The organism is Pseudomonas sp. LARHCG127, from assembly GCF_052871455.1.
In genome coordinates this window covers 512,877-529,628 of record NZ_JBIXJT010000003.1, presented here as the reverse complement: position 1 = coordinate 529,628, position 16,752 = coordinate 512,877, and the positions used below count along the sequence as shown (strand labels likewise).

Here is a 16,752-nt window from a genome sequence, read left to right as displayed (position 1 = left end):
GAGTTTTCCTGCCGGCAGCTGTCCCCAATTTCCACGCCAGACATCGGAACGGGCGCGCGGTTAAATAACTGCCACACGAGCCTCATCAAGCCATCGTTAATAATCTGCCACCTCCCTGAGCTGTGCCGGTGCCGGGTGCCTTGCTGTGTTTTCACCTGTAGACACCCCTTAGAGAACGCTATGCATGTCTTCAAGCCCCCACCGAGCATATTACTGGTGACACTGTGTGCGGTGGCCTTGAGTGGCTGCGTATTGGGCCCTGACTATCGGGTGCCAGACGTTCCGATTGCCGCCAAGTGGCAGGCACCGGTGCCACATGGTGCGTCCGTGGCCGGGTTGACTGACTGGTGGCAGCAATTCGATGACCCGGCGTTGGCCGAACTGTTGCGCCTGGCCGAAGCCGATAGCCCGTCCATGGACCAGGCCTGGGCCAATATTTCCCTGGCCCGTGCGACCGCCGACAGTGACGCCGCCGATGCCTTGCCCAAGTTCGATGGCAGGTTGTCCGGTGGTCGAGGCGGCCAGCAGACCGGCTCTGAACGCCTGGGGGGCTCAGGTTCTTCGGCCACGATGGATGCCGCTTGGGAGCTCGATCTGTTCGGCAAGTTGCGCCGCAACAATGAAGCGGCCAGCTCCCGCGTCGAAGCACGGGTGGATGACTGGCATGACGCGCGGGTGTCGCTGGCGGCCCAAGTCGGTGATTACTACGTGCAATACCGCGGCTGCCAGAAGTTGGCACTGGCCTACCGTGACCAGGCCCAGTCACAACAAGACACTGCACGCATGACGCACCAGTCGTTCGGGGCGGGCTTCACGTCCTCCGCCGACGCGGCGCTGGCCGATGCCAGTGCCGCCAGCAGCGCCGCGACACTGGTCCAGCAGCAGAGCGAATGCCAGGTGCTGCTCAAGAGTCTGGTGGCGCTGACAGGCAGCGATGAAAGTCGATTGCTGGATGTGCTCGGCCACACACCGGCGCAACTGCCGCAACCGGCAGCACTCAATGTGCAACAGATTCCGGCCGACTTGCTGCGCCAGCGCCCGGACGTCGCTTCCAGTGAACGAGAGCTGGCAGCGGCGAATGCCGAGATTGGCGTCGCCCAGGCTGATCGCCTGCCGAGCTTGAGTCTTTCCGGGACCATTTCCGTGGGCACCATGGTCGGTCAGCGCAACCGCTCCTGGTCCTTGGGCCCGGTACTGTCGATTCCGCTGTTCGATGGCGGCCAGCGTCGCGCGGCGGCGGAGGGTGCCAAGGCCTCGTATGAAGCGGCTCTGGCGGTCTATCGCCAAACGCTGCGTACCGGTGTGATGGAAGTGGAGCAGGCGTTGGTGCGTCTCGATGCGGCACGTCGCCGGGAGTTGGATGTGGAACGTTCCACCGCGGGGTTCCGTGAGTCTTTCGAGGCTATCGACCGCGGTTGGCGGGCGGGCAACGTCAGCCTGCTGGACCGGGAAACCGCCCGCCGCCAGGCGCTGACCGCCGAGATTGAATTGATCACCTTGCAGCAGGATCAAGTGCGCTACTGGATTGCCCTGTACAAGGCGTTGGGAGGCGGCTGGCAGGTCGATCAGCCCCTGGCGCGGAGTCGGGCATCGGGCGGAGACGGCGCGTGAGGTCGAGACCGGGCAAATTCGCGTTGGCAATCGTCGTGTGCGCGATCGTGGCGGCGTTGATTTATTTTCGCCGGGGCGCTGAGCCGGCCGAGGCCGCGCCCCGGGTCAGCAGCTTGAGCGTGGAAGTCGTCCAGGCGCAACGCCAGGTCTGGCCGCAATTGCTGTTTGCCAATGGCGCTCTCGCCCCCTGGCAGGAAGCGGTGATCAACGCCGAGACCAGCAACCTGCGCATCGCCAGCATCGAGGCCGATGTGGGCAGCCGGGTAAAGAAAGGCCAATTACTGGCCACGCTCGCCAGCGACACAGTGGTTGCCGAGGAAAACAAACAGAAGGCGCTCGTTGCCCAGGCCGATGCCAATCTGGAGCAGGCCCGTTCCAATGATCGTCGTGCCCGGGTCGTCGGACAGGGCGGGGCGCTGTCGGAACAACAACGCGAAGACTATCGCATCAAGGTCGCGCTCGCCGAGGCTGACCTCGCCAGCGCCCGTGCCGAATTGCAGAGTACGCGGATCAGGCTTGGACAAACCCGCATCGTCGCCGTGGACGATGGCATCATTTCGGCGCGCACGGCGTTGCTCGGCAAGGTGCTCTCTGCCGGCGACGAGCTGTTTCGCATGGTGCGCGACGGCCGCATCGAATGGCAGGCCGAGCTGGATGCCCGTCAACTGGCCCACGTGCAGCCTGGCCAGGTCGCCCGTATGACATTGCCTGACGGCCAGAGCCTGGAAGGGCGCGTGCGGCTGGTGTCGCCTACGCTGGATACCAAGACTCGCCGAGGATTGATCTACGTCTCCCTGCCAATCGACAGCGCCGCCCAGGCCGGCATGTATGCCAGTGGCCAGATCGAGCTGGCGCCGCGCGAGGCTGTCACGGTGCCAGACACTGCCGTCATCCTGCGGGACGGGCGCTCCTATGTATTCACGCTCAATGACGACATGCGCGTTGTCCAGCGGCCGGTGGTGGTCGGCCGACGCATGCATCAGGCCGTGGAGATACTGAGTGGTCTCGATGAGCCTGCGCGCATCGTGCGTGCCGGCGGTGCGTTCCTCAACGATGGCGCGAGCGTGACCCTCGTCCAATCCCAGGTCGCCCAGCCATGAACATCTCAGCCTTGTCGATCCGTCACCCGGTCCCAGCCGTCATGCTGTTCATCCTGCTGACGCTCTTTGGCCTGTCGGGTTTTGAAAAGCTCGCCATCCAGGATTTCCCTGACATGGACCTGCCGATGGTGGTGATCAGCGCCTCGCTGGAAGGGGCGGCCCCGGAGCAACTGGAAACGGAAGTGGCGCGCAAGATCGAGGACAAGCTGACGTCCCTGCGCCTGCTCAAGCACGTGACGACGAGCATCACCGACGGTGCCGTCAACATCAACGTCAGCTTTGACATCGACAAGGATGGCAACGAGGCGCTCAATGAAGTGCGCAACGCGGTCGACAGCGCCATGGCGCAACTGCCGGCGAACCTCGACACACCGTCGGTTTCCCGACTGACCACCAGCGCCTCGGCGTTGCTCACCTATGTCATCGACTCCGACAACCTGGATGAAGAGGCCTTGTCCTGGTTCGTCGACAATGAGCTGAGCAAACAGCTGCTGGCGGTGCCCGGGGTGGCCATGATCGCGCGTACGGGCGGGGTCGATCGGGAAGTCCAGGTCGATCTCGACCCTGCGCTGATGGCGGGCCTGGGCATCCGCGTCACGGACGTCGCCAACCAGCTGCGGGCCATGCAGAAGGACAATTCCGGTGGACAGGGCAACCTGGGCAGCGGTCAGCAAGCCATGCGCACCTTGGGCGCCATTGATGATCCGGCGGCCCTCGGCGCTATCGATATTCCCAGTGGCGACGGGCGCCTGCTTGCCCTGGGGCAGTTGGCCGACATTCGTGACACCCATGCCGAACGTAGCTCGCGGGCGTTTCGCGATGGCCGGCCGGTGATCGGTTTCCAGGTCACGCGTTCCCTGGGATTCTCCGATGTCGGCGTCGCCAATGACGTGCGGCAGGCCATGGCCACGTTTGAGAAACAGCACCCCAACGTGCAAATCGTTGAGGTCAGTGACACGGTCAAGGCCGTGCTCGCCAACTATCACGACTCGATGAATTTGCTGTACGAAGGCATGCTGTTGGCGGTGCTGGTGGTCTGGTGGTTCCTGCGGGACTGGCGCGCCACGCTCATCGTCGCCACGGCGTTGCCGCTGTCGATCATCCCCACTTTCGGCGTGATGTACCTGGCCGGGTTTACCCTCAACGCTGTTTCGTTGTTGGCCCTGGCGTTGGTCATCGGTGTGCTGGTGGACGATGCCATTGTCGAGATCGAGAACATCGCGCGGCATTTGCGCATGGGCAAGACCCCGCTTCAGGCCGCCACCGAGGCCGCGGATGAAATCGGCCTGGCAGTGCTCGCCACGACGGTCACCCTGGTCGCGGTGTTCCTGCCCACAGCGTTCATGGGGGGGGTCGCCGGGAAGCTGTTCCGCCAGTTCGGTGTGACGGCGTCGGTTGCGCTGCTGTTCTCACTGCTGGTGGCGCGGCTGCTGACGCCGATGATGGCGGCTTATTTCCTCAAGGCAAGGAACGAAGCCGACCATGACAGCTCGTTGATGACCCGTTACCTGGGCTGGATTCACGTCAGCCTGACTCGGCGCAAGACAACGATGGCTCTGGCCGGCCTGTGCTTTGTCGCAGCTCTGGCGTTGGTGCCCTTGCTGCCCACCAGTTTCCTGCCAGCCCAGGACACCGGCCGCAGCAAAGTCACATTGGAGCTGCCGCCAGGAACGACGCTGGAACACACCAGCGCAATGGCCTTGCAGGCCAGCGAGCGGCTGCGTGAGCTTCCTGACGTTACGCATGTGTTCAGCTCGGTGGGGACCGCCAGCAGTTCCGGCTCGAGCCCTGCCGATATCACCGGCGCTGGCGATGCGGTCCTGACGGTGGAACTTGCACCCCGGGATGCCCGCGATCGCAGGCAGGTGGAGGTGGAAGCGCAGATGCGCCAGGTGTTGCGCACACTCCCGGGCGTGCGCATCAACGTGGGCGGCGATGGCAGCGGAGAGAAGCTCAATATCGTCCTTGCCAGCGATGACGGCGATCTGCTCGAACGTACGGCAAGCGCCCTTGAGCCCCAGTTACGTGAGCTGCGCGGGATCGGCAATGTCTCGTCCAGTAGCGCCTTGCAACGACCGGAGATCCAGATGCGACCGGATTTTGCCCGGGCAGCGGAACTGGGCATCACCAGCCAGGACATCGCCGATACCTTGCGCATGGCGACTTATGGCGAATACTCCTCGCAACTGGGCAAGATCAATTTGTCCCAGCGCCAAGTGGACGTGCGGGTGCGCATGGATTCGCTGTTGCGCGACGACTTGCAGGCGATCAGCCAATTGCGGGTAACCGGACGAGACGGCCAGGTCGCCCTGGCCTCGTTGGGGGACATCAGCATGGGCAGCGGGCCGGCGCAAATCAGCCGGCTGGACCGCCTGCGCAATGTCACCCTGTCTGTAGGACTCAATGGTCGCAACCTGGGTGAGGTCATGGCCGAGGCCCGCCAACTGCCGGTGATGCGCAACTTGCCAGCCGAAGTGAAGTTGGTGGAGCAGGGCGAACTGCAGTTGATGACGGAACTGTTCGCCAGCTTCGGCCTGGCCATGGCCATTGGCGTGTTTTGTATCTATTCGGTCCTGGTGTTGCTGTTCCACGACTTCTTGCAACCGGCGACGATTCTTTCGGCGCTGCCGCTCTCGCTGGGCGGCGCGTTATTGGCCTTGCTGATCTGTAATTTCAGTTTTTCCCTGCCATCGGTCATCGGCTTGTTGATGCTGATGGGCATCGTGACCAAAAACTCCATTTTGTTGGTGGAGTACGCCATCATGGCCCGCCGCGATTATGGCCTGGGTCGATACGATGCGTTGGTGGATGCTTGCCACAAACGTGCCCGCCCGATCCTGATGACGACCGTTGCGATGGGCGCCGGGATGTTGCCGACCGCAATGGGAATGGGTGAAGACCCGAGTTTCAGACAGCCGATGGCGGTGGTGGTCATGGGTGGTTTGCTGACATCGACGCTGTTGAGCCTGCTGGTGGTACCGGTGATTTTCACTTACGTGGACGATGCGTTGGAATGGTTGAAGCGTCGCACTCGAACATCAGTGGAAGCCGGTGTGGCGGGGGAGGGTTGAGGGGGAAACAATATTCCCCCAACAAATACTCGATTCGGTCAATGAATGAGCAATCGTTGGGGGTGGGTTTACACGGCTTGTTGAATGGCGTTACTGCCGTTCCATTCCAGGTGGGCCGGTGTGGCATCCATCGAATGCATCCAACGGATCAGCGAACGACGCCCGCCAATTCCCATCTTGATAGCGGCACGCTTTAGATAACTTTCGACGGTATTGACTTTCAGGTTCAGTTGCTCGGCAAGTTCAGGAGCGGTACGCCCGGCCAGCAGACCCACACAGACTTCCGTTTCACGAGAGGACAAACTCAAGCCCGATAAAAGCAGTCGATCGGCGAACCTTTGGCGCAGCGCTTCCATGCCGCCGTTTTCCGAAGCGTCCAAGGCCAGGAAAGGATCCGGCCGAGTGGACTCCGGTGGAACAAGGGCCGCTACATGCTCTTCGACCATCGGCAATAAAAGACAGGAAAAATCTTTCAACAATGCATGTTCTTGTGCGGTAAATCCCTTTGAAAGAGGCGATCTGTAGATGGACAGCACATAACGACGACCGTTCTTTCGGGTGGTCAGGTGTAACTGCGCCGCTGTGTTGTAGCCAGGCACCTGTTCTGAACGCTCGCACGTGAGCAGGCATCGGGAGAAGTTGGGTATTTTTTGCGGTGCTGCGTCTTCAAAGAGAATATCGTCGGCCAGGAAGAAAGGCTTCGCGGTATGCGTATCCATGAGGGCACCGATGCAGGCGTTGTCCATACCGACGCAGCCGATGCTGGAGGCGCTCGGTTCAGACATGTTACTTGTGCCGATCCGTTGCTCGGTAATATGGGTTGCGTCCACGGGTATTTCCGTGAGTATCAGGTCGTGCAACATCCGAGGGAAGTTGCGGCTGCCGGTACTGGCAATGACTTTGCCAATGTGCGGGAATAATCGTTGTAGGTTCATCCTTTCTCCAAAATCATCCAATTATTTGATTAAAGCTGCAGCTCAGTGTGCATGGGGATCTTTGCCGGAATGTTTCGACTGGCGAGTAGCTGGGGAGTGTCCAGGGATTTATGGAGTCTATCTGACGAGCGGTGTGTCATGCGCGAGTGGGTAAGTTCAGTTGTTCGATGTATGGCGTTTTTGCTGAGGACCTCCTCATAAGTTTTAAAAGTACATGGCAATGTGCCGTAAATGATCTGTTCTCCCTTCGAGCCTAATGCGCTGTTGATTCTTTCAATTGGCCAGCCAGAACGTTTCAGGATTTTTGCCATCAGGGTGTCAACAACAATCTCATACGTGTGAATTTTTTGTTGTTGAGCGAACTTAATCATTGACAGGAAAAGTGCCGCTGTGCGAATGTCTACATTAGCTCGGGTGAGTTTTCTCGTGGAAAAATTATTGGCTGAAAGTGCAAATCTTGTGGCTTCCCAACAGTGATTCAAAGGCGGTCTGGTTTTTTCGGTGGGAAGAATAAAGCTCAGGGATCCACTCATCAATGTGGGTTTGCTGGAAGGGCGTAGTCGAACACAGCCGGTAACGCGGTCGTTTTCATGGGCGTAGAGATAGAGTGCGTCGGGGTCGTCGTATTCATCCCACTCATAATCGCTGCCTTGATAACTTTTAATGTCCCATTTCTTTCGATCGATGAAGGCGAGTTTTCGAATGGACAATATTTGTTCGAGGGTGTCGAGGGGGATGTTTGAGTAGCTTACGATGCGGGTGGATACGCCGGAAAATTCATAGGTGCACGGGGAGTAGTTCATCGGTGCGACTTCTTGGCTGCAGGTGAAGCTACTGTTGACTTTGCACTAAGGTATTTCAACTGTCCTAAAGTACAGTCTTTGATTAATAGAGCGTGTAGTCTAATTAGGGTGGTGCGCTGGCGGGGCGCCTTATAAGTAGTGGGGTACTCGTTAGTTGTGGATTTGTATTGCTGGGCATCCAAAAAAGTATAGGCGTGAAATGGTGGCAAACTGGTGTTGATTAAAGGGTGTCGCCTGAAAATGAAATAAATCTGGTCTATTGATTTTTTGACGATCTTAACGCGTTGTCCCGTAAATGATTGATATTGTTTTGTTCAAAAAATTGACGCGTTGAAATAAACTCTAGCGCCTGTAAACAAAATGTCATCTAGTCGTGGGCTCGGTGACTTTTTATCGCGGGTTGACTCACGGACAGGGAGCCCAAGGATTATGAATTGGCGAGCGGTTCGAAGAGGTATGGCACATTGATGGTGGTCTAGTGTGATTGCTCTATTTAAGTTGGTTGTCTGACCTCGTATGACTGAGTTGCTGAATTCATGTGGCTCTGCCTGAAGTCATGTGGAAGGATGACGGATCGATCTGACCCTGGAAACTGGCCGTACCGGCTCCTGATATGGATGGATACTATGAATTATATTGCGCTTTCGTTGTTGACCGTGTTGTTGGTTCCGGGACCAACGAACTCATTGTTGTTGCAAGCGGGTATAAGTAGAGGGCTCAATTCGCTTTCGATGCGCTTCGTTGCAGCAGAATGGTTGGCATACGTTATTCAGATGACGATGTGGGGAGTATTCATTGATTTACTGATAACCGATCACTCCTGGGTGGTGATCGCCACCAAGATCTTTGCTGTGTGTTTTCTCTTTTATATTTCCTTGAAACTTTGGTTTTCGGTAAAAGACCATGGGCCTGGCGCAACGACGGGGATTACCGTTCCGGATTTATTCGTGGCAACGCTGACAAATCCCAAAGGCTTGTTTTTTGTTTCCTTCGTTGCGCCAGCGGGCACATTCCTATCGCTGGATAGCTGGCTGTCGTTCATGCTGCTATTTTCAGCCATTATTTTTCCGGTGGGGTTGGTGTGGATTGCGGCTGGCGCTTTTTGTGGTCGAAAGTTCCACGCGATTGTATCCGGACGATTTTTGAATCGAGCCATTTCCCTGGTGATTGGGTTGTTCGCCTGCGGCATGCTTTTCAATATCGCATCCCAGGTGAATTTCACCTGAGTGTGCGCTGATGTTGAAGTTGAGTGGCGACGGATGTTAGATGAGGTTCAACTGCGCCGCTTTGAACATGGCTTGCTTGACGTTGGTGCACTCCATTTTTTCAGTCATTTGCTTGGCATGAAATTTCACTGTTCGTTCGGTGATATTCATGATTAAGCCAATTTCCTTATAGTTTTTTCCAAGCGCAAGCCAGCGCAAGAATTCAATTTCCCTGGGCGATAGCTTGAGCGTGCTTTCTACACCGATCTCAACCGGGCGGTACTGGTTGGCGATGATGCTGAGCGTCTGAATAATGACCATATTCTCCCGGACAATGGTTGGGAAGTCAGGATCATTCTCTTCCGAGGACAAGTGAATGGAACCGAACGATCTGCCCGGCTCATGAATCGGAATGGTGAACCCTTGCTTGATGCCATAGGACGCGGACTGATCGAATATTTCCGGGTTATTGTCCAGTTCTTGTGGAATTTCATCCCAGAAAAAAGGCGTGGCGGTAATGGCTGTGTTGGCCATCACCGGATCTGATTTATGCAATGAGTTTTTGCGGTAAGTGTCCACCCATTCAGCAGGGTAATTGCTGTGGATGGAGACTTTGGCATTATCGAAGGGTGCGGCCTCCAGATGAACATAAGCAAACTTTTCAAGCCCTAGTTTCGAGAACATCCAACCGAGTATCTCGGTGTACTCGTCGTGGCTTTTCCCTGGGATATTATTCTCCACCTCTTGAATTAAATTGAGCAGGTGGCTTGGAATAGGCTTGAGCATAATGGATGCGCTCGAAAAATATTAATGTGAATACCTTTACGCAGTCAGGTATATCACCTTGATATTCGCCAAGCGGAGTAGATGAGTTTTACAATCTCAGCACCGATCACCACACGCTGTTTTGCGGCCGCTATCGGAGCTGCGAAGGGGATTGGAATATCGGGAGGGCACATCCAGTTCATCGGGGGGCGCTTCAGAGCGCGATAATAACCCCTCATCCCGCGGTGTAAGGCTTGTTCTTTCAGCTGCGGTGATGTCATTTTGCGTCCTTGCCGGTGCAACCTCAGCCCATTGCGCCCTGAGGTTGCAGTTAATTACATCCACTGAAACGATTAACTGGGGACAGTATAGACAGCTTTTTCGCAACAGCGAGAAACATTGAAAAACCTTTATTTTTCATGCTGCAAAGCCCTTTTCAGGAACCCTGCTGTTCGACTCTCCCGGGACTTCGCCACATTCCTCGGAGCCCCACAAGCGACCACCTTTCCGCCCTGGGTTCCTGCGCCTGGGCCAATATCGATGACCCAGTCACTCTGCGCCACCACCCGCATGTCATGTTCCACCACAACCACCGTATGGCCTTCATCCACCAGGCGATTCAACTGCACCAGCAAGCGGTCCACGTCCTGGGGATGCAGCCCGTTGGTGGGTTCGTCCAATACATATAACGTCGTGCCCCGGGCCTTGCGCTGCAGTTCCGTCGCCAGCTTGATCCGCTGGGCTTCGCCGCCGGACAGCTCCGTAGCTGGTTGGCCCAGGCGCAGGTAACCCAATCCGATATCCTGCAGCACGTGTAACGAACGCCTGTCCGCCGCTTGCTCGGCAAACACCTCGAGCGCCTGGTTCACGGTCAGTTGCAAGACTTGGGAGATGTCCAGGCCCTGCCAGCGAACCTCGAGGGTCTGCGGGTTGTAGCGCGCGCCGTGGCAGGTGGGGCAGGGGGCGTACACGCTGGGCATGAACAACAATTCGACGCTGACGAAACCTTCACCTTCGCAGGTCTCGCAGCGACCCTTGGCGACGTTGAAGGAGAACCGCCCGGCATCGAATCCCAGTGCCTGCGCCTGTTCTGTCGCGGCGAACAGTTTACGCACGTGATCGAACAGCCCGGTGTAAGTGGCGAGGTTGGAGCGCGGGGTACGGCCGATGGGTTTCTGGTCTACCTGGACCAGCCGCTTGACCGCGTCGAGCCCGGCAGTAACGCGTCCGGCGCTGGTTTGCACGGGGTCGTCTTCCAGGCTTTGCTCATCGGGTTCGGCGTTGGGGCTGGCCTGGCCCAGGTGGGCACCGACCAGATCCAGCAGGGCCTGGCTGACGAGGCTGGATTTGCCTGAGCCAGAGATGCCGGTCACGGCGGTGAAGCAGCCCAACGGGAAGGCCGCGCTCAGGTTGTCGAGGTTGTTGCGGGTGATGCCTTCCAGGCGCAGCCAATCCTTGGGGGCTCGTGGGCTGCGTGTCGCGGCGTGTTCTTCGCCAAACAGGTAGGCGCGGGTGCGTGATTCAGGCACCTGAGCAAGGCCTGCTGGCGGGCCGCTGTAGAGGACTTTCCCGCCTTGTTCGCCAGCGTCCGGGCCGACGTCGATGAGCCAGTCGGCGCGGCGCATGGTATCGAGGTCATGTTCGACCACAAACACCGAATTGCCCGCTGCCTTGAGGCGTTGCAGGGCGCCAAACAGCGCTTCGCTGTCGGCCGGGTGCAGGCCGGCGGAGGGTTCGTCCAGCACGTAGATCACACCGAACAATTGGGAGTTGAGCTGGGTCGCCAGGCGCAGGCGTTGCAGTTCACCGGAGGAAAGCGTCGGCGTGCTGCGCTCCAGGGCGAGGTAGCCGAGGCCCAGGTCGATCAGGGTGGTGATCCGTTCCAGCAGCTCGGCGGCGATGCGTTGGGCGGCCAGGCGTTTTTCCAGGGAAAGGTTGGGTGTGTGGCGGGCGTCCGGTCCACCGGCGTGGGGATTTTCGCCTCGGGCGGCGCGTTGTTCCCGGGCCTTTCGGGTTTGCTGGTGACTGAGGACATCCCCTGTTTCTTCGGCCTGTTCAAGGTAGTCAGGGGCCTGGACCCGCTTGAGCACCTCGGCCAGTTCGAGCAGGGACAGGTGCGACAGCTCGGCGATGTCCAGGCCGGCAAAGGTCACGGTCAGTGCCTGGCGTTTGAGGCGTTTGCCCTCGCACACCGGGCAGGGGCTGGCGCGCATGTATTGCGCCACGCGTTTGCGCATCTGGGCGCTTTGCGAATGCATGAAGGTGTGCAGCAGGTAGCGTCGGGCGCCGCTGAAGGTGCCTTGGTAGCTGGGTTCGAGCTTGCGCTTGAGTGCTTCGCGAGTCTGGGCCGGGGTCAGTCCCGCGTAGACGGGAACGGTCGGGGTTTCTTCGGTGAAAAGAATCCAGTCCCGTTGTTTTTTCGGCAGGTCGCGCCAGGGGATGTCGACGTCATAGCCCAGGGTCACGAGGATGTCCCGCAGGTTCTGGCCTTGCCAGGCCATGGGCCAGGCGGCCACGGCGCGCTCGCGGATGGTCAGCGATGGGTCCGGCACCATGGAGGCTTCAGTCACTTCATAGACCCGGCCCAGGCCGTGGCATTCCTGGCAGGCGCCTTGGGGGGTGTTGGGCGAGAAGTCCTCGGCATAGAGCATCGGTTGGTCGGCCGGATAACTGCCGGCGCGGGAGTAGAGCATGCGGATCAGGCTCGACAGGGTGGTGACGCTGCCCACCGACGAGCGCGCGCTGGGTGTGCCGCGCTGTTGCTGCAAGGCAACGGCCGGGGGCAGGCCCTCGATGCTGTCCACGTCTGGCACGCCCACCTGGTCGATGAGGCGCCGCGCGTAGGGCGCGACGGACTCGAAATAACGACGCTGGGCCTCGGCATAGAGCGTGGAAAATGCCAGCGACGACTTGCCGGAACCCGACACTCCCGTGAACACCACCAGGGCATCGCGGGGGATGTCCACGTCGACGTTCTTGAGGTTGTGTTCTCGAGCGCCGCGTACCCGGACGAAACCGGTGGTTTGAGGCAATGAAGAGGCGGCGGGGCCGGAGCGTGGGGGCATGGAGCGTTCCTTGTGGGCATCTGCTTGTCGCACTGGGGCGTTCAGGTGAGGCGGCGTCACGGGAAGAATGTAACCTGGATCACAGCGCTGACATTTATGCGACCGGGTTTGGCCATTCTCGTGCGATAAAAATTTACTCCGGACAAAAGAGATGAGAAAAGCTTCGCAGTTTTCCCCTGGATACGGACCTCCCCATGTCTCGTTCAAAACTGCTCTCTCGATTATTTGTCGCGCTGCTGGTCGGCGCGGCGCTGTGGTACATGTGGATGCTGACCAGTGCCAAGCTGGAGTGGGGCGGTGAAGGCCCCGATCAGCAAACGGTGGGCACCGTGAAGGATACCCGCTTGCGGGCGATGACCCAGTATTGCACGGGCGTGACGGTGGCACCGCAGGGGACTTGGCTGGTGGCGCGGCTGGAGGGAGAGGCCCAAGCGTTCGAGCCGTCCGCGCACGTTGTAAACCTGGATGCGGTGGTCTATGGCAAGCCCGCCGAGACTGAAGAACCGGAGGAGCCCAGCACCTTTTCCCGTTTGTTCTCTCGTGGGGAAACGGAAACCTCCTTCATTTCCCGCCTGGATGACAAAGGGCAGTTTCAGCTTGTGGCCCATGTCAGCGGCGCCGCTTGTCTTGTGGCCAGTCCCGATGGGACCAGTGTGTTCCTGCTCACAGGCCTGCGTCGACCTGAGACGGCGAATGCCCCTGAGCCCGATCAGACCGTGGTCTTTCGCAGCGACGATCAAGGCCAGCGCTGGACTTCGTTGACCCAGGGTTGGTTTCCCGAGGCCGATTCGTTGGCCTGGAGCTTGGTTCCCTATTTCCACGGCGTGAATGAAGTCTGGGCCGTGGGCACGCCGGACGGGGTGAAGGAGGACGGCGATGAAGCAAAGCCGACTGCCGTTGCCACCGGCGTCTTTTACTCGGCTGATCGCGGTGCGCACAGCTCGCCGATCATGGCTCCCGAGTCGCTGCTCGTATCTGCCGAATACGCCCATGGCAAACGCCCGGACATCACTGAGTGGCACACCAGCGAAGGCGCAAATGGGACCGTCCAGACCAGTGTCCTGCAGTTGGACGCGCAGACGGCCTTTATCTGGGTCTCCCAACGCTTCTGGGGCAGCCACCCAGATGGCGTCGGTGACAACATCGCGGTTAACGTCACGACACGGGCGCGGCTGCAAGCCGAGGCTGGGCAGTGGCAGGTCATGGAGGTGCAGCGTGCCGACAACCTGTTCGTGAACAAGGTGCTGCAGAACGACGCCGGGCGGGTGATGGGGCTGATTGACCAGGGCGACCACGGGCAAGCTGTTGTCGCCGAATTGGACACCGCCGCGCTGACCTGGAGGCCCATGGGGGAACTGCCCAGCGTGTTTTCACCCCTGGCGTCGCAGACCCAGGTACGTGGTGACAATCTCTGGATGGGACAAGACACCCTGCTGATCAACACCACCAGCGAGCACCATCCACCGCGTTGGCTCTATTGGTGGTCGGACGCGAACGTCTCTGCCAATGGGGTGTTCTATTCCAAGGATTGGGGCCGCTCCTGGCAACGCCTCGCCATCGGCGGTTACCTGGGTATCCTCGGTTTTCAACCGGCCCAGGACCGGGTGATCTGGGCCAACGGCAACTGGTACGACAGCAATGACGGCCGCGTCTATTCCTATGGGTTGCGCTGAACCCAGACAGCCCCTGACACACAGCTGAACGGCTGTTGTGGCGAGGGAGCTTGCTCCCGCTGGGCTGCGCAGCAGCCCCAAGGCCAGGCGCCACGGAGTGTCAGGTTGATGTGGGTAGCTTCATGGGGGACGCTTCGCGCCCCAGCGGGAGCAAGCTCCCTCGCCACAAAAGCGGCCTTCATTTGCTGGACATTCGTGTCTGCTCACGGATTCGGCGTTTAGTTTTCCCGAGTTGATTTCAATCAAGGGCTCATGCCAGGGGCGGGCCCCACAATGATCGCCAAGATCCTGTCTCCAAGCCCTGGCGCTCATGACCCGTCCCTCTGTGATGTTGCACCTATCCCGCTCCTGGCTCCCCGGGCTGTTCGTTCTACTGCTGATGTTCGCTGGAATCGTCCAGGCCAAGGACTACGGTGACCTCCCGCAACAACGCATCCACCACGTCCTGGGTTCGGTCGACTCGATCTCCGAACCCGACGGTCCCTTCAAGGTTCGCAAGCTGTCCGCTGCTGGCAAGGTCGCGGGCTACGTGTTCCAGAGCCTGGATGTGGTGGACATTCCGGCGTACTCCGGCAAGCCGATCAACGTCCAGGTCGTTCTCGATCCTGCCGGGGTGATTCTCGACGCCTATGTGCTTGAACACCACGAACCGATCCTGCTGATCGGCATCGCCGAAGAAAAACTCCACGGCTTCAGCGCGCGCTACAGCGGCATCAAGGTCAACCAGCGAGTGGTGGTAGGGCATTCCAGCGACCCGAATGCGGTGACGGTCGATGCGATCGCCGGCGCCACGGTGACGGCCATGGTGGTCAACGAAGTGATCATGCGCGCCGCCCACGATGTCGCGGTATCCCTCGGCCTGGTCAAGGGCGATGCGGGATTGGCCGTGGCACCGGCGCGGGTGCGTGCGGATATCTACGAGGCTGCCAACTGGAAGACCTTGACCGGCAACGGCGCGGTCCGTCGCCTGCACCTGACCCGTGGCCAGGTCGATGCGTCCTTCAAGGGCACCGAAGCCGAACAGGTCGAGACCGCCAGCGGCGAGCAGGTGAATGACACCTTCATCGACCTCTACGCCACCCACCTCAACCCACCCACCATTGGCCGTAACCTGCTGGGCGAGGCGCAATACCGCACGCTGATGGCCGAGCTCAAGCCGGGCGAACAAGCCATTGCAGTGATGGGCAGTGGTCGTTATTCCTTCAAGGGCTCGGGTTACGTGCGCGGCGGCATTTTCGACCGGGTGCAGTTGCGTCAGTCCGGCGACACCATCAGTTTTCGCGACCTGGATTTCCAGCGCCTGAATGATGTAGCCCTCGACGACATGCCGGATTTCGATGAAATGGCGATTTTCATCATCCGCGCCGCCCACCGTTTCGACCCCGGCTCGCCCTGGAACCTGGAGCTGCTGGTGCGCCGCCAGACCGGTCCGGTCAGCGGCACCTTCAGCAGTTTCGAGCTGGCCTATCAACTGCCCGAACCCTACCTGGAACGGCCATTGCCCATCGCCGAGCAACTGGCGGCCGCCGAAGAAGCCAGCCGGCCAATGTGGCTGACACTCTGGTACCAGAAAAGCGTGGAGATTTCGGTGTTGGGTGCGGCGTTGCTGGTCCTCACCGCGATCCTGTTTTTCCAGGATTCACTGGCCCGGCGGCCCACGTTGTTGCACTGGGTACGTCGCGGTTACCTGGTGTTCACCGTGGTGTTCCTGGGCGGCTTTGCGCTGGCGCAGTTGTCAGTGGTCAACGTGCTGACCTTCGTCCACGCCCTGTTCGAAGGCTTTCGCTGGGAACTGTTCCTCACCGATCCGCTGATCTTCATTCTCTGGGTGTTCACCGCCGGCAGCATTCTGTTGTGGGGACGCGGGGTGTTCTGCGGCTGGCTGTGTCCGTTCGGCGCGTTGCAGGAGCTGATCAACGAGCTGGCGCGCAAGCTCAAGGTGCCGCAATACGAGCTGCCGTTCGCCGTGCATGAGCGCCTGTGGGCAATCAAGTACATCATTTTGCTGGTGCTGTTCGGCGTCTCGCTGGAATCGATGTCCAGCGCCGAACGGCTGGCCGAAGTGGAGCCGTTCAAGACCGCCATCACCCTCAAGTTCGACCGCCAGTGGTGGTTCGTGGCATACGCAGCGGGCCTGCTGGTGATCAATGTCTTTACCCGCAAAGTCTATTGCCGCTACGTCTGCCCGCTGGGCGCCGCCTTGGCGATGCCGACCCGCCTGCGCTTGTTCGACTGGCTCAAGCGCCGCAAGGAATGTGGCAACCCCTGCCAACTGTGCGCCAAGGAATGCGAGATCCAGGCGATCCATCCCGATGGGCGGATCAACGCCAACGAATGCCATTACTGCCTCGACTGCCAGATGACCTGGCACAACGAAAACAAATGCCCGCCGCTGATCAACAAGCGCAAGAAGCGCGGCAAGGCGACCGTGACCGATGCGCAACTGATTCCCGTGGTGCAGGTGAACCCGGCGCCTTGAGGCACCCCAATGGCCTGTCCCTTGACCGTTTCATTCTTCATGGAG

General features: G+C 59.5%; 10 protein-coding genes. 6 read left to right on the top strand and 4 right to left on the bottom strand.

Annotated features, from left to right (window positions below; translation table 11 throughout):
- Positions 1-180: 180 nt before the first annotated feature.
- Genes ACIPQ1_RS08060 through ACIPQ1_RS08050 form a run of 3 tightly spaced genes read left to right on the top strand, consistent with a single transcriptional unit; the run spans position 181 to position 5,782 of the window.
- Positions 181-1,611 carry an efflux transporter outer membrane subunit gene (locus tag ACIPQ1_RS08060; protein ID WP_446533910.1) on the top strand — a complete coding sequence of 477 codons (1,431 nt, stop codon included), beginning with the start codon at positions 181-183 and terminating at the stop codon, positions 1,609-1,611.
- Entirely contained in the window at positions 1,608-2,711 is a 1,104-nt protein-coding gene (locus tag ACIPQ1_RS08055; RefSeq protein WP_446533909.1) for an efflux RND transporter periplasmic adaptor subunit, read from the top strand. The genes ACIPQ1_RS08060 and ACIPQ1_RS08055 overlap by 4 nt, the downstream gene beginning before the upstream one ends.
- Positions 2,708-5,782 (top strand): efflux RND transporter permease subunit, encoded by a 3,075-nt coding sequence (locus tag ACIPQ1_RS08050; RefSeq protein ID WP_446533908.1) that lies wholly within the window; start codon positions 2,708-2,710, stop codon positions 5,780-5,782. Before ACIPQ1_RS08055 ends, ACIPQ1_RS08050 begins: the two co-directional genes overlap by 4 nt.
- 68 nt (positions 5,783-5,850) lie before the next feature.
- Here the strand turns inward: ACIPQ1_RS08050 and ACIPQ1_RS08045 are convergent, their stop codons facing one another.
- Together ACIPQ1_RS08045 and ACIPQ1_RS08040 are read right to left on the bottom strand one after the other, a co-directional pair.
- Positions 5,851-6,717: a helix-turn-helix transcriptional regulator gene (locus ACIPQ1_RS08045; RefSeq protein WP_446533907.1), complete on the bottom strand. Its 867-nt coding sequence runs from the start codon at positions 6,715-6,717 to the stop codon at positions 5,851-5,853.
- Between the two features lie 29 nt (positions 6,718-6,746).
- Positions 6,747-7,520 (bottom strand): acyl-homoserine-lactone synthase, encoded by a 774-nt coding sequence (locus ACIPQ1_RS08040; protein WP_411384830.1) that lies wholly within the window; start codon positions 7,518-7,520, stop codon positions 6,747-6,749.
- A 626-nt stretch (positions 7,521-8,146) separates the two neighbouring features.
- On the opposite strand from ACIPQ1_RS08040, the gene ACIPQ1_RS08035 reads away from it, so the two are divergent.
- Complete coding sequence (locus ACIPQ1_RS08035) at positions 8,147-8,746, top strand: LysE family translocator (RefSeq protein WP_411384829.1); 600 nt, start codon at positions 8,147-8,149, stop codon at positions 8,744-8,746.
- Positions 8,747-8,782: 36 nt separating this feature from the next.
- On the opposite strand, the gene ACIPQ1_RS08030 is transcribed toward ACIPQ1_RS08035, so the two are convergent.
- Together ACIPQ1_RS08030 and ACIPQ1_RS08025 are read right to left on the bottom strand one after the other, a co-directional pair.
- Positions 8,783-9,511, bottom strand: coding sequence for a helix-turn-helix transcriptional regulator (locus tag ACIPQ1_RS08030; protein WP_411384828.1), 729 nt, complete (start codon positions 9,509-9,511; stop codon positions 8,783-8,785).
- A 389-nt stretch (positions 9,512-9,900) separates the two neighbouring features.
- Complete coding sequence (locus ACIPQ1_RS08025) at positions 9,901-12,555, bottom strand: excinuclease ABC subunit A (protein ID WP_446533906.1); 2,655 nt, start codon at positions 12,553-12,555, stop codon at positions 9,901-9,903.
- A gap of 194 nt (positions 12,556-12,749) precedes the next feature.
- Between ACIPQ1_RS08025 and ACIPQ1_RS08020 the strand changes: the two genes are divergently transcribed.
- Both ACIPQ1_RS08020 and nosR read left to right on the top strand, forming a co-directional pair.
- A complete protein-coding gene (locus ACIPQ1_RS08020; protein WP_446533905.1) occupies positions 12,750-14,228 on the top strand; it encodes a hypothetical protein in 1,479 nt (492 codons plus the stop codon).
- Positions 14,229-14,556: 328 nt separating this feature from the next.
- Entirely contained in the window at positions 14,557-16,707 is a 2,151-nt protein-coding gene (gene nosR / locus ACIPQ1_RS08015; protein ID WP_446533919.1) for a transcriptional regulator NosR, read from the top strand.
- The last annotated feature ends 45 nt before the right edge of the window (positions 16,708-16,752 follow it).